This window comes from Novosphingobium sp. HR1a (assembly GCF_015594425.1).
Classification (GTDB): domain Bacteria; phylum Pseudomonadota; class Alphaproteobacteria; order Sphingomonadales; family Sphingomonadaceae; genus Novosphingobium; species Novosphingobium resinovorum_A.
In genome coordinates, this window is sequence record NZ_JABXWS010000099.1 from 1 (window position 1) to 17369 (window position 17369).

Here is a 17369-nt window from a genome sequence, read left to right on the forward strand (position 1 = left end):
AAACGCCCTCGATTATTTTGGTCGCGCCATTTGGAGGTGAGCGTGCAGAACAGCCCAGAATTCATCACTTGGCAGCGCATAAGACTTTGGGGCTGTATTATAGCGGCGATCGTCGTTCTGGTGGAATTGGCGATTAGATAACGTCCGCCTTCACCCTTTTCGCCATTTCGGGCGGTGAGCGCTGCGCTCCATAGCGGCCTGTCCAGTGCCCGCCGCGCGCGAAGAAAACCCGCCTGACCGAACACGCCCCTTCTTTGCCGTTCACGCGTCAAATCCGGATCCTCAGGTGCAGACAGTCCGGTTCCACGGCAGTGCTAGCTCGATGGATAGTATCCGGCCGCACGCCATCATCTTGACACGCCCCGCCTTTCCCTTCAGGCAATAGTGCGCTGGCTTCGGCACCGGTCGTCCAAAAGATGCATGGCCCCTTCATCCTGGTTCTTTCACAAAGCCTCTTGGCCGACCCCAGCTATTCGCAGGTACACTTTGGTAAACCTGATGGCGCGCTCCCAAATGAACGAATGCGTTCAGATCACGGCGAACGTCATCAAGCTCACCAACGAGGTCCACGAACCGATCCATGACGGCATGATCGCGGGGCTCCCCGCAGTTACAGCGTGACCCTGCGTCCCGACGCGGCTGCGCTGATCCTCACGAAGGATCGCGCCAACTCAGGCGATAGGTCACCATAAAGCCGTCGTGGTCCGACAACACCGGGCCGTTGGGGCCACCGTCGAACAGGGCCTCGACCCGGATCGGGGTGATGCCCACGCCCTGCCCGCTCTCGAAGAACTGCAGGTCCTGCGTGTCCACCCACGGCTCGTCGCCATCCCAGGACATGCGCACGTCGCAGCCCGAGTTCGGCTCCATGCAGGCCCGGTGCACCAGTTCCATCGGCTGGTAGCGGGTGAAGTTCTCCCACCGCCCCTGCGAATGGCGCATGTTGAAATCGCCGCCGAAGACGATCGGGAAGCGATCGTCGTGGTTCTGCTCGATGAAGTGCGACGCCTCGTTCGCCTGCCGGGCGTGCGCCTCCAGATTGCGGAACAGCGGCGCGCGCGAGGCTCCGCGCGAATTCATGTGGGTATCGAACAGGTCCACCGGCACCGGCACGCCGGGCACCGCGATGCGCGCCTGCATCACGCCCTTGTTGGCAAGACAGTCGATCCCTGCGCAGGACCGCCGCCCATAGGCCTGGTGCCGCGTGAGCAGCACCGGATAGGACGATGCCACCACCAGTCCGCTCCCCGTCATCCGCATGCCGATCTCCCCGCGCCGCCAGTCCGCGCGGCCCGGCAGCTTGTCGCGGAACATCGTGGCATGCGGGGCGAGGCGCGTGGGTCCGTGGACGATGGCGGGATAGCCGGTCGCGAGGATCGCCTTCTTGGCGGCGCCGCTGAACACCTCCTGGAACATCACCACGTCCGGCGCCTTCCCCGCCGCGCGCAAGGCGGCAAGGTGCTCGCCAATGCGCCGCAGGTCGCCCTCACGCCCCGAACGCGCGGGCCAGCCCAGCCCCTCGACATTGTAGGTCAGGACCGAGAGCGTGGTGGTACGGGTCACCCCGTCGGGCGCCAGCTCCACGCGCGGGGCGGGGGCCTGCGCGGCTGTCATGTGGCGCAGCGGCGGCGCCGTGCCGCAACCGCTGAGGAGAATGAGGCAGAGCGCCGCCAGCACATGCCTTGTGGTCATCGTAAATGAGGCTCCGGTGAGCGTGAGGAAAAGTCAGCCTTGGGTGGATGGCAGCGTCAGCACCACCAGCAGGCCCGGCCCGTCCGGGCGGTCCTCCAGCCGGATCGTGCCGCCGAGCAGCGTCATCGCCTTGCTCGCGATCGAAAGACCGAGGCCGCTGCCCGAACTTGCCGAACCGCCGTGCTCGAAACGCAGCAACAGCCGCTCACGCTCGGCGGCGGGCACGCCCGGACCGCGATCCCCAATGGTGACGATGAGCCGGTCTCCGCCGCGCACGATGGCGATGTCGAGATGGCCCCCGCCGCGCGCGTGCCGCAGCGCATTGCCGATCACCGCCGACAACGCGATCTGCAGCAGCGAAGCATCGCAGCGCCAGCGCACGATATGGTCGGGGATCACGCTCGCCTCGATCGCATCGGCAGGCAGTTCGATCAGCGCATCGGCGACGACTTCGGCCACCAGCGCATGAACGTCCACCGATCGCGCCGCCACCGAGGTGGCATTGAGCCGCGCCAGCGTCAGCATCCCGTCGACCAGGTGATTGGTGCGATCGACCATCGCCAGCAGGCGCACCACGTCCTCGCCCAGCGCGGCGGGCGCAAGGCGGCGCAGGACTTGCGCCTGTGCACGGATCGCGGCCAGCGGCGTGCGCAGTTCGTGCGCCACGTCGTCGGTGAAGGCCTGCTCCAGTTCATAGGCGTTCTCCAGCCGGGCGAACAGCTTGTTGAGCGCCTCGATCAGCGGCTCCACATCGCGCGGCCATTCCTCGGGCTCCAGCGGCTGCAGGTCCGACAGCGAGCGTGCGCCCAGCGTCGAGGCCAGCCGCTCGACCTGCGACAGACTCTTGCGCAGCGTCCACCACAGCACCAGCATCGCCGCCAGCAGCAGCCCCAGCATCGGCAGCGCCAGTTCGCCGCTCAGCCGCGCGATCGAGAATTCGCGCATCGCCCCGCGCTCGGCCACGACGATCAGCAGGCGCGGATCGCGGCCGCGCATGCCGTAGCTGCGCCAGGCACCGCCCAGCGCCTGGAAATCGTGCAGGCCGGGCCGACGCGGCACCGCCGAGACCGGCGCTCCCCAACCCGACTGCGCGACCGGCCGGCCTTCCCAGAAGACGGTGAACATGCACGAATCGTAGGATGCCTGGAACGCCTGCGTCTCCTGCGTGGAGAGCAGCGGATCGCCGTCGACGCCGACCAGCCGGTCGTGCCGCACCAGAACGCCCGCAGCCAGATCGTCCTGCATCATCATGTAGAGCAGGCGCGAGGCGTTCACCAGCTGGGCGTCCGAAGCCCGCTCCACTTCGCGCAGGGCGACCGAGTAGAGCACCCCGCCGATCGCCAGCCCGGTCAGCGCCAGCAGCAGCAGCACCCGCCGGTACAGCTTCATCGAGAGCGAGGAGCGCCGCCTCTTCATGCGTCCTGCCCGCCCACCATGTAGCCGAGGCCGCGCGCGGTGCGGATGAAGTCCTTCCCGAACTTGCGGCGCAGGGCGGAAACCGCGACTTCGACGGTGTTTGATTCGGCCCAGTTGTCCTGATCGTACAACTCGGCCTCGAGATCGGCCTTCGACACGAAGCGGCGGCTGCGGCGCATCAGCAGCGCGAGCACGCGGAACTCCTTGGCGGTCAGCGGCACGTCCTGTCCGTCCAGCGCGGCGACATGGCCAGTGAAGTCCAGCGTGACACGGCCGACCTCGATGCTGTCGTTCTGCCGCCCGTCGCGGCGGCGCAACTGCGAGCGGATCCGCGCGGCCAGTTCCTCAAGGTCCACCGGCTTGACCACGTAGTCATCCGCGCCCGCGTCCAGCCCGGCGACGCGCTGCTGGGTGCGGTCGAACGCGGTGACGATGATCACCGGCGTCGCGTCGTGCGCGTCGCGCAGATCGCGCAGCACCTCCAGCCCCGAGCCGTGCGGCAGGCCGATGTCGAGCAGGATTACGTCGTAATCGTTGCTGCGCGCGGCAGCGAACACATCATCCCCGCGCGTGAAGAGATCGACCACGTAGCCTTCCAGCTCCAGCGCCCGCCGGATTGCCGGGCCAAGGTCGGCATCATCTTCCGCAAGCAGCAGGCGGGGCAACGCGAAAGCTCCGGCAGGGAGGAGGGAAAGGCGTAGAAACCGCCCGAATTCGGTTCCGGACTACGCCGGGAATCGGGGCTCGTCAAATCGCACGCAGGCCGAATTACAACGCGCCGCGCGCATCAGCTTCGCATCAGGTTGGGAGACTAGAGGCCCGATCCCGGGCCGCGTTGCAGGCACCGGACCACGAGGGTGCCCCAGACTTAGCGCAACATGGCTACAGAACTATGACGATCCATACCTCACCTGACCGAATTACCATTTTCTCTCCTTTCGATGCGACGCTCGGGCGGGGCGCGGCGCAGCGACGGTGCGCGCTGGCGCCGTGCGTGGCGCTGATCGGATGCGACGGGTCGGGCAAGTCCACCCTCGCCCGCGACCTGACCGCGCTGCTCGGCCGCGAAGGGCCGACGCGCTCGATGTACCTCGGGCTCGGCACCGGCGACCTCGGCCGCCGGATCGGGCGCATCCCGCTCGTCGGCGCACTGGCCGAGAAATTCCTGACCGGCAAGGCCGACAAGGCCCACGCCGCGCCGGACAAGCGCCTGCCGGGACTGGCGACGGCGCTGGCGATGTTCGGTTTCTCGCTGGCGCGCAGGCGGCGGTTCGAAAGAGTGCTCGCCTTCCGGCGGCGCGGCATCCGGGTGGTGACCGACCGCTATCCGCAGGCCGAACTGGCGGGCGGGTTCGACGGTCCGGGCCTGGCGTGGACGCGCCGGGGATCGGCTTTGGTCGAGCGCCTCGCCGCGCGCGAACGGCAGCTCTACGAGGACATGGCGGCCTATCGCCCGACGCTGGTGATCCGCCTCAACATCGATGTCGAGACGGCGCTGGGCCGCAAGTCGGACCACACCCGCGCGCCGCTGGAACGAAAACTGGCGGTGATGCCGACGCTCAAGTTCGGCGGCGCGCATATCGTCGACGTGGACGCGACGCGGCCTTATCCCGAAGTGCTCGCCACCGCGCTCGCGCTGATCCAGGTCGAGGCACCGGCGGCATGACCCGGGTTCCTCCGCTGATCGCCGTGATCGGCTGCGACGGCTCGGGCAAGTCCACGCTGACGCAGGAACTGCAGGCATGGCTGGGGCAGCGACAACCCACCGTCACCTGCCACCTCGGCAAGCAGTCCGGCAACATCGGCCGCCTGATCGCGCGGCTGCCGCTGCTGGGCGGCAGGCTCGACAAGTCGATCCATGCAAAGGCGCGCAAGGCGCAGGGCGAAAAAGGCCCGGGGCTTGGCGCGGCACTGGTGATCTACGCCTTCTCGCTGCGCCGCCTGCTCCGCTTCCACCGGATGATGCGGCTGCGCGGCGAAGGCCGCACGATCATCGCCGACCGCTTTCCGCAGCTGGAGATCCCCGGCCCAATGGACGGCCCCGGCCTTGCCGCAGCGCGCCCCGGCGGCCTCGTCGGCATGCTGGCGGCATCGGAGCGGCGCATGTTCGAGACGATGACGCAGCAATCGCCCGACCTCGTGCTCCGGCTCAACGTCTCGCTCGACGTCGCCGCCACGCGCAAGCCGGACCACCGCTTCACCTCGCTGGCGCGCAAGATCGCCGACGTGCCGCGCCTGCGCTTCGGCACTGCGCCGGTCGTCGAACTGGACGCCGAAGCGCCGCTGGAACAGGTGATCTCCCGCGCCAAGGTGGCGGTGAACGCGCTGCTGATCGCACACGAAGGCGGCCTCCCTTTCGTCGGAGCCGCAGCATAGAACAATGGCAAGCCTACCCATGAAACGCTGGTTCTCGGACGGGGTGTTCCGCACCATCGTTCGCAATGCGTCCTACCTCGCTTCGGGCAAGATCGGCGGCGCGCTGCTCGGCCTGATCGCGCTCGCCTGCGCAGGGCGCGGCATGGCGCCCGCGCTGTTCGGAACGCTCGTGCTCATCCACTCCTACGCCAATGGCGTAGGCGCCGTGGTCAAGTTCCAGACGTGGCAGTTCATCGTGCGCTATGGTGCGCCCGCGCTCGAGCGCGGCGATACCGCAACCTTGCGCGACGTCACCGGATTTGCGGTCGGCCTCGATCTCGCCAGCGGACTGATCGGCCTTGCGGGGGGCCTGTTGCTGCTGCCCCATGCCGCCGGATGGTTCGGCATCGGCGCCGAGAACCTGAACATGGCGATGCTCTACTGCACGCTGATCCCGACGATGACGGCGGCGACCCCCACCGGCATTCTCAGGGTGTTCGACAGGTTCGACCAGATCGCGCTGCAACAGCTGGTGACCCCGCTTGTGCGCGCGTTCGGTGCCGCTTTGTCCTACCTGTGCGGCTTCGGCTTCACCGGTTTCGTGCTGACCTGGTACATCGCCGACTTGTCCGGCGACTTGTGCCTGTGGGCGCTTTCCATCCGCGAACTGCGCCGCCGCCGGATGACCGACGCACTGCGGCCCGGCCTGTTCGGCCCGGCACGGCGCCTGTCCGGCGCCTGGGGCTTCGTGTGGACCACCAATGTCGCGCACTCGATCTGGGCGGCATGGGGGCCGGTCAGCAACCTCGTCGTCGGCGCCCTGCTCACCCCCGCCGCCGCAGGCCTGTTCAAGATCGCCGCGACGTTCTTCGATTCCGCCAGCAAGCCCGCCGAACTCCTCTCGCGCAGCTTCTATCCCGAGATCATGCGGCTCGATCCCAGTAGCCGCCACCCGTGGCAGCTGGCCGTGCGCAGCGCGCTGATTTCCGGCGCGATCGCCGTGGTGGTCCTGCTGATCGTGTCGATCGGCGGCGAACCGGTGATCGACCTCGTGTTCGGCAAGCGCTATGTCGAGGCTTACGACCTGCTCCAGCTCATGACCGCGTCGCTGGTCGTGGCGATGGCGGCTTTCCCACTGGAATCGCTGCTTTACATGGCCGGGCGCGAACGCTCCGCGTTGGTGGCGGAAGGTACGGCGGCGTTGGGCTATGCGATGCTGCTGGTCGTGCTGATCCACCTGTTCGGACTGTGGGGCGCGGGTCTGGCCTACGTTGCCGGGGTGTGCCTCAAGACCGCGTTCATGCTGGTGCCGACGCTGTCGGCCTATCGCGGCCGTCACGCTCTGCCGCACGGCGGGCAAGCGGGGGCGGCGGCATGAGCACCCTTGCCCCGTACCCCCCCGAAATTCTTGACGCCCTGTTCGAGGCCGTAGAGATGGACGACGTCGTCGACCCTGTGGTCAGCCTGCCCGACCCGATCCCCGTCGCTTGCGGAGAGGCTGACATGCGCCGCTGCCTGGACTTGTGCGTACAATTCTGGCGCGAAGGCGCGAACCGGGCGGACTTGCGCGCGCTGACCGCCACGCTGCTGCTGACCGGCGATCTGCCGTCCGACGCGCGGCGGCGCTACAAGCTGATCCGCGCACGCTACAAGCACTTGCGCTTCGCCCTCGTCCTCTACGGCAGGAACCACCGCGCCCCGCTGCTGTTCCGCGCGACGGTGGCGGTGATGGGACACCTGCAAGACTCCTACCGCAACGGGCGCCGAACGGCGGTGCTGGGCTATGCGCTGCTGCTGCGGGTACTGCTGATGCGCTCCGTGTGGATCGCCGTACAGCGCGAAGTCGCGGGTGTGCGGCTGGACGGCGCCGAAGGGTTCCTGCGCTTCCGCCGCGCCGAAGTCGGCCGCCTCAGGCTATGGCTGGGCGGGGGGCTGGGCGAGGCCAAGCTGACCGCGCACCGCTTCCACGCCATGCGCAAGATCATCAGCCGTCAGGTCTCGTTCTACGACACCATGCGCACGCTGGAACCCGACGAGAGGATATTCCGCATGTCTCGCTTCCTCAGCGCGATCAATGGGCTGATGGGCAGCCTTCACGACGATCTGGTCGAGGAATCGGTCGCCGGGCGCAATGACTACCACCGCGACGAATTCCGCGTGCCCCAAGACATCCGCGACCGCCTGAGCAGCCTGACTCGGGCCTACCCAAACTGATCCTGCCCCGGGCAACACCACCGGTGGGGCCGAGAGGAATCTCGCAAAATCGAAGCTAGGGGAAGCTGGAGATTTTGCATGAAGAAGTCGAAGTTCATGCGGAAGTCGATCGTATTCGCGCTGCGACAGGCTCAAATCCTTGACGGATGTTCTAATCCGGGCAGGCATGGCGGCCCTTGTTCAATGGCTTGTCCTCGCGGTCACCAGACGGCGCGGCCAAGGCAGCGGTTAACGTTGCACCACATGTCCTTTCGGTCTCCGACCGAAAATCATGCTGACAATCTCGATGTCCCCGATTGCCGCGAGGCCCCGCGCTGGTCTATGCGCGGGGTCATGCACTTTCACCGAAAATCGGGCTGAGGCGGCATGCCGCGCGTAGTCGACCATGACGAGCGCCGACTGCAGATCGCCCAGGTCGTGGACCAGTTGGTCTACGAACAGGGGGTGCAGGCAGTCACGATCCGCGAAGTCGCCTCCCGCGTTGGATACAGCACAACGGTCGTTTCGCACTATTTCAGCAGCAAGCTGGAAATGCTGGTCTTCACCCATCAGGTCGCGCGCCGGATGGCCGAGGGGCTGATCGACGAGGCTGTCCGCACCAACCGCCCCCTGCTTGAGACGCTGGAAGAGCTGCTGCCGACCACCGAGGAGCGCTGGCGCAACTGGCACACCTGGTTCGCCTTCTGGGGCATGGCACCGGCCGAACCCGATGTGACACGCGAATGGCGCGAAGGCACCAGCAACGCGCACCATCTGTTCCTGCGCCTTATCAAGAGCGCTCAGGACGCGGGGCAATTTCCCGAAGCCGTCGACTGCGTTCTGGCCGCGACCCGCATCCAGATTCTCGTCAACGGGATAGCTTCGCTCGTGTCGCAGGATCGGGCCGGTTGGCCGCCCGAGCGCCAGAAGCAGACCCTGCGCGACCTGCTCCAGAGCGTTTTCCCGCTCCACTGAGGGCGCTTCGCCACTCTCCCGTCTGAGCGCCGCTGCGGCGGCCTTACCGGCGTGCGCCGCCTCGCCAAAGTGCGAGGTGCGGTCGCCGATTCTTTATGCAAATTCGTTGTACAACAAAACGACATAAAGATGTCTGCCGGGTATCGGCAGGCAAACGTGGAGAATTGAGGCGCGGCAAAATCACCCGAAAATCGGGAGCGCGCTTTGGGAGAGGGGAGAAAATGGTCAGTTTCTTGTATACCCGCACGGCCGCGTGCGCGATTGCCGCCTGCCTGGTCACCACCGGTCTGCTCACCGCTGCGCCGGTTCGCGCACAGGATAGTTCCGCCGACACCACGCCCCATGAAGGGCTTCAGGAAATCGTCGTGACCGCGCAGAAGCGGTCCGAGAATATCCAGTCGGTCCCGATTGCGGTCACCGCCGTCACCGGCGAGGCGATCGAGAACCTCAAGGCGGTCGATCTAAAGGGCCTGCAGGGGACCATCCCCAACCTCCAGATCAACAACTTCACCAACACGCCCAACAGCGCGGTCTTCACCATCCGCGGCATCGGTGTCGTCGAGCCCGATCCGTTCGCCGGCAACACCGTATCGATCGTACAGGACGGCGTTCCGCAATACTTCTCGATGGGCGCGCTGCTCGATCTGTTCGACGTTGATCGGATCGAAGTGCTGCGCGGCCCGCAGGGCACTCTGTTCGGGGCCAATACCACGGGCGGCGTCGTCAACGTGATGACGCGCCAGCCCACCGGCGAATTCGGCGTTCGCGGCGAGGTCACCTACGGCAACTGGAACCGCATGGACATCAAGGCCGCCGTGGATGCGCCAATCATCGACGGCATTCTCGCGGGCAAGATTTCCGCGATGCACACGCAGCGCGACGGTTTCTATACCAACATCGTAGACGGCTCCGACATGGGTCACCGCAACGTCACCGTGCTGCGCGCCTATTTGCGCTACACGCCCACCGACGACATCGACGTGACGCTGAGCGGCGAATATGGCCGCGCGCGCAACGGATCGCCGGTTATCGTCAACGGCTCGACCGGGCCGGACTACGCGATTTTCGTCCCCGCCGGGACGATGACGACCAACCAAGTCCTGCCGATGTACGCATCGCCCTGCGCTTCCGATGCGACACCTTGCCGTGCGCCGAGCAAATACTACAGCGCGCGGGACTTCGGCCCCGACCTCAGCAACATGGACAATTACCGCGCCACGCTGACCGCCAACATCAGCAACACGCCCCTGGGCGATATCACCGCGATCACCGGCTACAAGAGCTTCCATCTGGAGGAGTTTACCGACAACGACGCCGTCGTCGGCCTGGGCATCGACACCTTCCGCGGCACCCGGGGCTGGCAGTTCAGCCAGGAGCTGCGCACCGCCGCCGATCTCACGGACGCGATCAAGCTGCAGGCGGGCGGCTTCTACATGAAGACGCACTACGACCACTTCAACAGTGTCCGGCTCGAAGCCTTCGCTCCGGGGCTGCGCCAGAACCTGCCCCAGGATCAGGACAACTGGTCCGGCTCGCTGTTCGCGCAGACTTACGTGGACCTGACCGACCAGCTGCGCGTGCAGGCCGGCATCCGCTACACCCACGAGACGACCGAGATGGTCGCCGGGACGGACAACTACTACAACCCCGACGGCATCGGCCGTTACTGCACGCACGAAGGCAGCTGCGGCGACGTCCTGCTCGGCGGTTTCCGCGCCCGTGGCAAGCGTTCGTGGGACAATATCGGCTGGAAGCTGGGCATCGACTACAAGGTCACGCCCGACACGCTGCTCTACGCCTCGTGGGCGCGCGGGTTCAAGTCGGGCGGTTTCGTCGGCCGTCTGGGCCAGGCGTCGGACATCGGCCCGTTCAACCCGGAAAAGGTCGATACGTTCGAAGTGGGCGCGAAGACCGATCTGTTCGACCGCCGCCTGCGCCTCAATCTCGCGGGCTTCTACACCAACTACCGCGACATGCAGGTGGCGCAGAACTACATCCTGCCCGACGGCACGACGATCGGCACCTCGATTTTCAACGCGGCCAAGGCCGAGATCAAGGGCTTTGAACTTGAAGCGACCGCCCTGCCCTTCGACGGACTGACTTTCACCGGTTCGCTCGCCTACCTCGATGCCAAGTACAAGACGTTCGATTTCCTCGACCCGGGCGGCGCGATCGTCGATCTCAGCGGGCGGCCGCTGCAGAACTCGCCCAAGTGGTCGGCATCTGCGGGGGCGACATATGAAACCGCCGTCGGTGGCGGCAAGGCGCGGGCCAACGTTCTTTATACGTACACCGACACCAAGCTGCTGCAGGGGCTGCAAGGGCAACCACTCGTCCACATCCAGCCCACGCACTTCGTCAATGCGACCATTGGCTGGTCTCCCGATGACGGCCGGTGGACGCTGGAAGCCTGGGTGCGCAACCTTGCCAACAATCACTACGTCGAAGCGGTCACGAACAACCCCGGCCTGTTCAACCAGGTCTCCTACACCTCGCCGCGCGAGTACGGCGTGACCTTCAAGTTCGACCTGTGAAGCGTCTCGCGGAGCAGGGGTGCGCGACATGACCGTGTGCGCGCAATGGGACTATGTCATCATCGGTGCCGGGTCGGCAGGTTCGGTGCTGTCCGAGCGCTTGTCCCGCAATCCCGCGCACCGCGTGCTTCTGGTGGAAGCCGGCGGCGAGAACGCCTCGCTGCTGATCGACATGCCCAAGGGGATCGCCAAGCTGGTCAACAGCCCTGAACACACCTGGGCCTATCAGATGGCCGATCGGCGCTACCCGGAAAGCCAGGTGTCCGAAGTGTGGATCCGGGGACGCGGCCTTGGCGGGTCGTCGGCGATCAACGGCATGATCTGGAGCCGGGGCGAAGCGCACGACTACGACGACTGGGCCGCCATGGGCTGCACAGGCTGGAACGCTGCCAGCATGACCGAGGCGTATCGGGCGCTGGAGGACCACGCGCTCGGCGGCAGTGATATGCGGGGTGCAGGCGGTCCGGTGCGGATTACGCCGGGCGACATCCGCTATCCCCTGACCGACGCGATCATCGCCGCCGGCAAGGGGATGGGGCTCACCGAAACTGAAGACCTCAACGCGACGCCCGGCGACCGGATCGGCTACTACAGTCACAACATCCGCAGGGGCCGGCGCGAAAGCGGCGGGAGGGTGTTCGTGTCGCAGGCGCGCAAGCGCAAAAACTTCGAGCACAGGCTGCACACGCTGGCCCGGCGGATGATCATCGAGAACGGCCGCGTGACCGGCGTGGAACTCCAGCGGGACGGCCGACCACCCTGGGTCGAGCAGGTCCGTGGCGAAGTCATCGTATGCTGCGGCACGATCGAAAGCCCGCTGCTGCTCGAACGCTCGGGCATCGGCAGCGGCGCCCGCCTGAAAGCCGCCGGCCTTGCCCCGCTCGTCGAAAGTCCGGCGGTGGGCGAGAAGATGCGCGAGCACTTGTCCTACGCGATGCCTTACCGGATGACGAAACCGGCCGGGATCAGCCAGCGATACCACGGTATCGGCCTGGTCGGCTCAGTGCTGCGCTACGTCTTCAGCCGCAGCGGCGTGATGGCCAACGGGCCGTGGGAAGTGGGCGCGTTCTGCAACGTGGCGCACCCGCAGGGACGAACCGATCTGCAGCTCTACCTTGGTGGCTATGCGTTCGCGCTCAGCGAGGACAATCACCCGGTTCCGCTGGGCAAGGTCGATCGCCAGCCGGGGATCTCCGTCTATGGGCAGCTTCTTCAGCTGACCAGCGAAGGCAGCGTGCACGCCGCCTCGCCCGATCCGCAGGGTAGGCCGGTGATCCACGCCAACTGGCTCGACACCGAATACGACCGCAAGGCCGCGATCGCGAGCGTGCGCTACATGCGCCGCTTCATGGCGCAGCCCGCCCTTGCCGGTGTGATGGGCGCCGAACTGCTCCCCGGAGAACACGTCCAGAGCGACGACGCCATTCTGGAAAGTTTCCGCCGCCTGTCCACCAGCGGCCTGCACGGCACCGGCACCTGCCACATGGGCGGCGACGCCGGTTCCGTGGTGGACCCGCAGTTGCGGGTGCGCGGCGTCGTCGGGCTACGCGTGGCCGACTGCTCGATCATGCCCGCGCTCGTATCGGGCAACACCAACGCGCCGGCCATGGCGGTGGGCTGGCGCGCCGCCGACATCCTGCTTGCACAATGACCCGGCGCCCCGCCGGACAACGGAGAGACGACATGATTGATGGCATCGAATACCTGATCGAGAAGAATGCTCTGGAAGAGGTCGTCACCGGCTACTGCGTAGCGGTCGACAAGCTCGACGACCTCGACTTCATGATGACCCACTTCACCTCGGACGCCGTGCTCGACCTCACCGGTCTGCATCTGCCGCGCTTCGAGGGGCACGAGCAGATCCGGGGTTTCTACGCCCAGGTCTTCGAGGACATGTCGCACCACATGCACGTCCTCTCCAACTTCCGCGTCGTGAAGCTGAGCGGGAACGATGCGCAAGTCTACGCCTACATCAATGGTATGGGGCGCTCGAAGACCGGCATCGATGTGCAGGTCTACGTCTATTACGACCTCGACCTGCGCAAGGAGAATGGCACTTGGCGGATCAGCCGCTTCTACGAAGCGCCGCAGCTGCTGATGCCGGAATCGGTAACACAGGTTCACAAGAAGGACTGAAGGAACGCGGCAAAGCGCCGTGCCCGGTGGCCCGGCATGGCGTTTTGCACGGGCTACAGAGGAACCCTGGAGACGATCGATGGCAGATGTTTCGGAAGTGAAGACCAGCCTGGCCGAACGGGACGGATTTGCGGAGCGGTTCTTCCGCGACGGTGTCCTGATCGTGGAGAACGCCTTCTCGGAAGCGGACATGGCCCTGATCGAGGCAGCCTGGCAGGGCAACTTCGACAACCCCAGCGCGCTCGCCCAGCACCTCTATGCCGAGAGCGGCGGCACGTTCATCCAGTCGGTCGAGGATTCGAGCACCAAACCGACCTTCGCCGCGATGTTCCGCGATACGCCCGTGGTCGATATCGCCCGCGACGTGTTCGGGTCGGGCGGCGTCTGGTACTTCCACGACCAGCTCTTCTTCAAGCAGGGCGCCATCGACAAGCCGGTGCGTCGCACGCCCTGGCACCAGGATACGCCCTACCACCCGATCGACGGCAGCAAGTTCGTGGTGTTCTGGATTCCCCTGCAGGACATCGCATCGGAATACGCGCTCGAGGTGGTGCGCGGCTCGCACAACGAGACGCTCTACAATGGCTCGTACTTCGACCCGAGTGACGACACCCTGCCAGTCTATGACGAGAAGGAAATGCCACGCCTCCCAGACGTCGAGGGCAATCGCGACGCCTGGGACATCGTGACCTGCGGAATGCGGCGCGGAGACGTGCTGATCTTCCATCCCAGTTGCCTGCACGGTGGCGGCTACACCGCAGCCGGCACCACTCGCCGCAGCCTGTCACTGCGGATGCTGGGCGACGACATCGTTCATGTGGCCCGCCCCGCACCCGCTGCGGATTCACCGACCGCGAACAACATCGGTGACGACGAGGAAGAACTCGTGGCCCGCATCAAGAAGCTGCCGCTTGGCACCCCGGCAAGCGCATTTGGATTGACGCAGTTGGCATAATAGCAGCGCAGGTGCCCCGGCTCTGTTGCTGGTTAGAAAGGGCCAGTAGCACCTGCGCTTCTCGACAATGAGGTTCTCCCGCTGATCTCCACCCTTTTCGGACTCGACGATCTCGCGCGCGATCTGAGTAGCCCCTAGATTTCTAGACGCCTTCTATCCTAATTTTGAGGACAGGAGACGACGATGGGGAAGCCCAATTTCAGCGATGAGTTCAAGCGTGATGCGGTGGCCCAGATCACCGAGCGCGGGTATCCGGTAGCGGAGGTTTCCGAGCGGCTCGGCGTCAGTCAGCATTCGCTGTACGCATGGAAGCGGCAACTGGCGAAGGTGGTGTCTGGCGATGCTAGCAAGGATGCCGAGATCCGCCAATTGAAGCGCGAACTGGCCCGGGTGACCGAGGAGCGCGATATACTAAAAAACGGTCGTGGGTTGAGCCCGCCTGTGCGCGGTAGAAACGGGTCGTGCTATGCTGCTCGCCAGGAGGGTCGCGGCCGTTCGCTTATTGGTGGCATGATACCCCGTTAAAAAACGTGGCCCGTGGGCAATTGCGCACTTGAGAGTGGTGGCGCCGCACAGCGGTGACCCCGGTTAGGAAAATGACGGTTTACATCGCCCATGCCCTCCCGTTCTGGAGGAGATGTGGAATGAGTAGATCAAAAGCGGCGAAGGTCGGTGATATGCCGATGATTGTTCCGGGCGCGGCGGCGATCGACATTGGATCGACCATGCACATGGCAGCGGTCAATCCCGACGCCGATGATCGGCCCGTGCGCGCATTCAACACATTTACCGGCGACCTGCATGATATGGCCCGCTGGTTCAAAGCGTGCGGCGTCACAAGCGTGGCGATGGAATCTACCGGCGTCTACTGGATCCCAGCTTTCGAAGTGCTGGAGGAGCACGGGTTCCACGTCATGCTCGTTAATGCGCGGTATGCAAAGAATGTCCCCGGCCGCAAAACCGATGTGAATGATGCGTCATGGCTTCAGCGGCTGCACAGCTACGGCCTCTTGCGTGGCAGTTTTCGCCCCAAAGCCGGGGTCGCCACGTTGCGCGCCTATATGCGGCAGCGTGAACTACTGATCGAGTACTCGGCATCGCATATCCAGCACATGCAGAAGGCGCTGATGGAGATGAATGTGCAACTCCACCACGTCGTCTCCGATATCACCGGCGTCACGGGCCTGCGCATTATCCGGGCCATCGCGGACGGCGAGCGGGACCCCGTCATTCTCGCCCAGATGCGTGACGTTCGGTGCCATGCCAGCATCGAGAGAATCTGCTCCGCCTTGACCGGCAACTGGCGCGATGAACACGTCTTCGCGCTGTGCCAATCGCTCGCGCTGTTCGACTTTTACCAGCTCAAGATCGTGGAGTGCGACCGAAAGCTGGAGATTGCGCTCCGGGACCTGGAAGGCGGCGACGGGTACGATATTGCCCGTTTGACCAAGGTTCGGACCAGGACCAAACAAGTGAACGCGCCGGACTTTGAAGTTCGTTCTGCGCTCTATCGCGTGCTGGGAGTAGACCTGACCCAGATCCACGGTATTGGACCATCGCTGGCCCTCAAGCTGGTCGGAGAGTGCGGCACTGACCTTGCGGCGTGGCCAAGCTCAAAGCACTTTACATCATGGCTGTGCCTGGCGCCGGGCAACAAGATATCAGGCGGCAAGCTGCTATCATCGAGAACGCGCCGATCATCAAGCCGGGCGGCGGCGCTGCTGCGCCTTGCGGCAACCACGATAGGCCGGACGGATACCGCGCTCGGTGCATTTTACCGCCGTCTGTCTGCAAGGGCAGGAAAGGCCAAGGCTGTGACCGCCACCGCGCGCAAGCTCGCCGTGCTGTTCTACAACGCTTTGCGTCACGGGATGGCGTATAGTGACCCCGGTGCAGCCCAATATGAAGAACGGTATCGCAGCCGGGTAATCGGCAATCTCCAGCGACGCGCCAATGCATTCGGCTTCTCGCTCCAGGAACTGCCGTCAGAGCCCGAGACAGCTGTTTCTTAGGAAAGCCACCGCGTATTTCGCCAGGGATGCAAAGTGAGATACGCATTTGTCGCCGAGCATTGTGACCAGTTCCGGGTTCGATTGATGTGTCGGTGCCTGCGCATCCAGCCCAGCGGCTTCTATGCCTGGCAGAAGAACCCGCTGAGCCAACGGACCCGGGAAGATGTGCGGCAGACGAAGTTGATCCGGCAAGCCTGGAACGACAGCGGCAAAGTCTATGGCTACCGCAAGTTGCACGACGACCTACTGGATCAGGGCGAGACCTGCTGCCCGAACCGTGTTGCCCGGTTGACGAGGCTGGCAGGCATCAAGGCGCAGATCGGTTACAAGCGGCGGCCGGGAAGCTATGGCGGCAAGCCATCCCGGGCGGTCGACAATACTCTGGACCGGCAGTTCGACGTCGCTGCCCCCGACAGGGCCTGGGTGACCGACATCACCTACATCCGCATCCTGGAGGGCTTTGCCTATCTGGCTGTCGTGATCGATCTCTATTCTCGCCGTGTGGTGGGCTGGTCGATGCAGAGCAGGCAGACCACCGATGCGGTGCTGCAAGCGCTGCACATGGCGGTATGGCGGCGCAAGCCGAAGCAGCGGGTGCTGATCCATTCGGATCAGGGTTCGCAGTTCACCAGCATGGACTGGGCGGCCTTCATCCGGGCTCACAATCTTGAGCACTCGATGAGCCGGCGTGGCAACTGCTACGACAACGCGGTGGCCGAGAGTTTCTTTTCCTCGCTCAAGCGTGAGCGCATTAGGCGCCGGACCTACAAAACACGCGATGAAGCCCGGCAGGACGTGTTCGATTACATCGAGATGTTCTACAATCCGGTCCGCAAGCAGGTCAGGGACGGGATGCTGTCCCCCGCACAGCTCGAACGGCAGCAGATTTTGAAAGCAGAAGGCGTCTAGAAATCTAGGGGCTACTCAGCCAGCCGAAAGCCTGTGAGCTTGCGGGTAGGCCCTGGGCAGGAGATGTTAGTCGGGGGCGGCAGTTCAAATGAACGACGGTTCGCTTACACGACATAGGTTTCAAGTCCGGACCGTCGCCGAGGCCCAACTTTCCTGACGTTATGCGGTCTACGAACTCGCCCAAAATTATGT

Annotated in this window: 13 protein-coding genes and 2 pseudogenes; 12 read left to right on the plus strand and 3 right to left on the minus strand. The window is 65.0% G+C overall.

From position 1 onward, the window contains the following. Positions 1-651: 651 nt before the first annotated feature. Genes HWN72_RS26080 through HWN72_RS26090 form a run of 3 tightly spaced genes read right to left on the minus strand, consistent with a single transcriptional unit; the run spans position 652 to position 3773 of the window. Positions 652-1692 carry an endonuclease/exonuclease/phosphatase family protein gene (locus tag HWN72_RS26080; protein WP_211151748.1) on the minus strand — a complete coding sequence of 347 codons (1041 nt, stop codon included), beginning with the start codon at positions 1690-1692 and terminating at the stop codon, positions 652-654. 33 nt (positions 1693-1725) lie between these two features. Beyond that, positions 1726-3108, minus strand: a complete 1383-nt coding sequence (locus tag HWN72_RS26085) for a HAMP domain-containing sensor histidine kinase (RefSeq protein WP_036526628.1) — start codon at positions 3106-3108, stop codon at positions 1726-1728. Next, positions 3105-3773 (minus strand): response regulator transcription factor, encoded by a 669-nt coding sequence (locus HWN72_RS26090; protein WP_008829971.1) that lies wholly within the window; start codon positions 3771-3773, stop codon positions 3105-3107. Before HWN72_RS26090 ends, HWN72_RS26085 begins: the two co-directional genes overlap by 4 nt. Positions 3774-4102: 329 nt before the next feature. Here HWN72_RS26090 and HWN72_RS26095 point away from each other — a divergent pair, with 329 nt between their 5' ends. The 12 genes and pseudogenes from HWN72_RS26095 to HWN72_RS26150 form a co-directional block, all read left to right on the plus strand. Then, positions 4103-4774, plus strand: a complete 672-nt coding sequence (locus HWN72_RS26095) for a nucleoside triphosphate hydrolase (RefSeq protein WP_211151749.1) — start codon at positions 4103-4105, stop codon at positions 4772-4774. Next, positions 4771-5484, plus strand: coding sequence for a nucleoside triphosphate hydrolase (locus tag HWN72_RS26100; protein WP_211151750.1), 714 nt, complete (start codon positions 4771-4773; stop codon positions 5482-5484). The genes HWN72_RS26095 and HWN72_RS26100 overlap by 4 nt, the downstream gene beginning before the upstream one ends. Before the next feature lie 19 nt (positions 5485-5503). Further along, the gene (locus HWN72_RS26105) at positions 5504-6841 is read left to right on the plus strand and encodes a lipopolysaccharide biosynthesis protein (protein ID WP_211151751.1); all 1338 of its coding nucleotides are present in this window, start codon (positions 5504-5506) and stop codon (positions 6839-6841) included. Then, the gene (locus tag HWN72_RS26110) at positions 6838-7677 is read left to right on the plus strand and encodes a hypothetical protein (RefSeq protein WP_211151752.1); all 840 of its coding nucleotides are present in this window, start codon (positions 6838-6840) and stop codon (positions 7675-7677) included. The genes HWN72_RS26105 and HWN72_RS26110 overlap by 4 nt, the downstream gene beginning before the upstream one ends. Positions 7678-8043: 366 nt before the next feature. Further along, positions 8044-8631: a TetR/AcrR family transcriptional regulator gene (locus HWN72_RS26115; protein WP_051586896.1), complete on the plus strand. Its 588-nt coding sequence runs from the start codon at positions 8044-8046 to the stop codon at positions 8629-8631. 221 nt (positions 8632-8852) lie between these two features. Continuing rightward, positions 8853-11165, plus strand: coding sequence for a TonB-dependent receptor (locus HWN72_RS26120; RefSeq protein WP_211151753.1), 2313 nt, complete (start codon positions 8853-8855; stop codon positions 11163-11165). Positions 11166-11193: 28 nt separating this feature from the next. Continuing rightward, positions 11194-12816 (plus strand): GMC family oxidoreductase, encoded by a 1623-nt coding sequence (locus tag HWN72_RS26125; protein ID WP_248006362.1) that lies wholly within the window; start codon positions 11194-11196, stop codon positions 12814-12816. A gap of 32 nt (positions 12817-12848) precedes the next feature. Next, positions 12849-13301, plus strand: coding sequence for a nuclear transport factor 2 family protein (locus tag HWN72_RS26130; protein WP_036526635.1), 453 nt, complete (start codon positions 12849-12851; stop codon positions 13299-13301). 79 nt (positions 13302-13380) lie between these two features. Next, a complete protein-coding gene (locus tag HWN72_RS26135; RefSeq protein WP_211151754.1) occupies positions 13381-14256 on the plus strand; it encodes a phytanoyl-CoA dioxygenase family protein in 876 nt (291 codons plus the stop codon). A 183-nt stretch (positions 14257-14439) separates the two neighbouring features. After that, positions 14440-14688, plus strand: a pseudogene (locus HWN72_RS26140) (transposase); the annotation flags it as partial. 212 nt (positions 14689-14900) lie between these two features. Then, positions 14901-16268 (plus strand): IS110 family transposase, encoded by a 1368-nt coding sequence (locus HWN72_RS26145; RefSeq protein ID WP_248006354.1) that lies wholly within the window; start codon positions 14901-14903, stop codon positions 16266-16268. After that, positions 16269-17177 (plus strand): annotated as a pseudogene (locus tag HWN72_RS26150) (IS3 family transposase); the annotation flags it as partial. Positions 17178-17369 lie beyond the last annotated feature (192 nt).

What these genes read in the sequence shown, in the direction of transcription:
- HWN72_RS26080 (WP_211151748.1), bottom strand. Translation starts at nt 1,692, where the DNA reads ATGACCACAAGGCATGTGCTGGCGGCGCTCTGCCTCATTCTCCTCAGC.
- HWN72_RS26125 (WP_248006362.1), top strand. Translation starts at nt 11,194, where the DNA reads ATGACCGTGTGCGCGCAATGGGACTATGTCATCATCGGTGCCGGGTCG.
- HWN72_RS26130 (WP_036526635.1), top strand. Translation starts at nt 12,849, where the DNA reads ATGATTGATGGCATCGAATACCTGATCGAGAAGAATGCTCTGGAAGAG.
- HWN72_RS26105 (WP_211151751.1), top strand. Translation starts at nt 5,504, where the DNA reads ATGAAACGCTGGTTCTCGGACGGGGTGTTCCGCACCATCGTTCGCAAT.
- HWN72_RS26110 (WP_211151752.1), top strand. Translation starts at nt 6,838, where the DNA reads ATGAGCACCCTTGCCCCGTACCCCCCCGAAATTCTTGACGCCCTGTTC.
- HWN72_RS26100 (WP_211151750.1), top strand. Translation starts at nt 4,771, where the DNA reads ATGACCCGGGTTCCTCCGCTGATCGCCGTGATCGGCTGCGACGGCTCG.
- HWN72_RS26135 (WP_211151754.1), top strand. Translation starts at nt 13,381, where the DNA reads ATGGCAGATGTTTCGGAAGTGAAGACCAGCCTGGCCGAACGGGACGGA.
- HWN72_RS26120 (WP_211151753.1), top strand. Translation starts at nt 8,853, where the DNA reads ATGGTCAGTTTCTTGTATACCCGCACGGCCGCGTGCGCGATTGCCGCC.
- HWN72_RS26145 (WP_248006354.1), top strand. Translation starts at nt 14,901, where the DNA reads ATGAGTAGATCAAAAGCGGCGAAGGTCGGTGATATGCCGATGATTGTT.
- HWN72_RS26115 (WP_051586896.1), top strand. Translation starts at nt 8,044, where the DNA reads ATGCCGCGCGTAGTCGACCATGACGAGCGCCGACTGCAGATCGCCCAG.
- HWN72_RS26085 (WP_036526628.1), bottom strand. Translation starts at nt 3,108, where the DNA reads ATGAAGAGGCGGCGCTCCTCGCTCTCGATGAAGCTGTACCGGCGGGTG.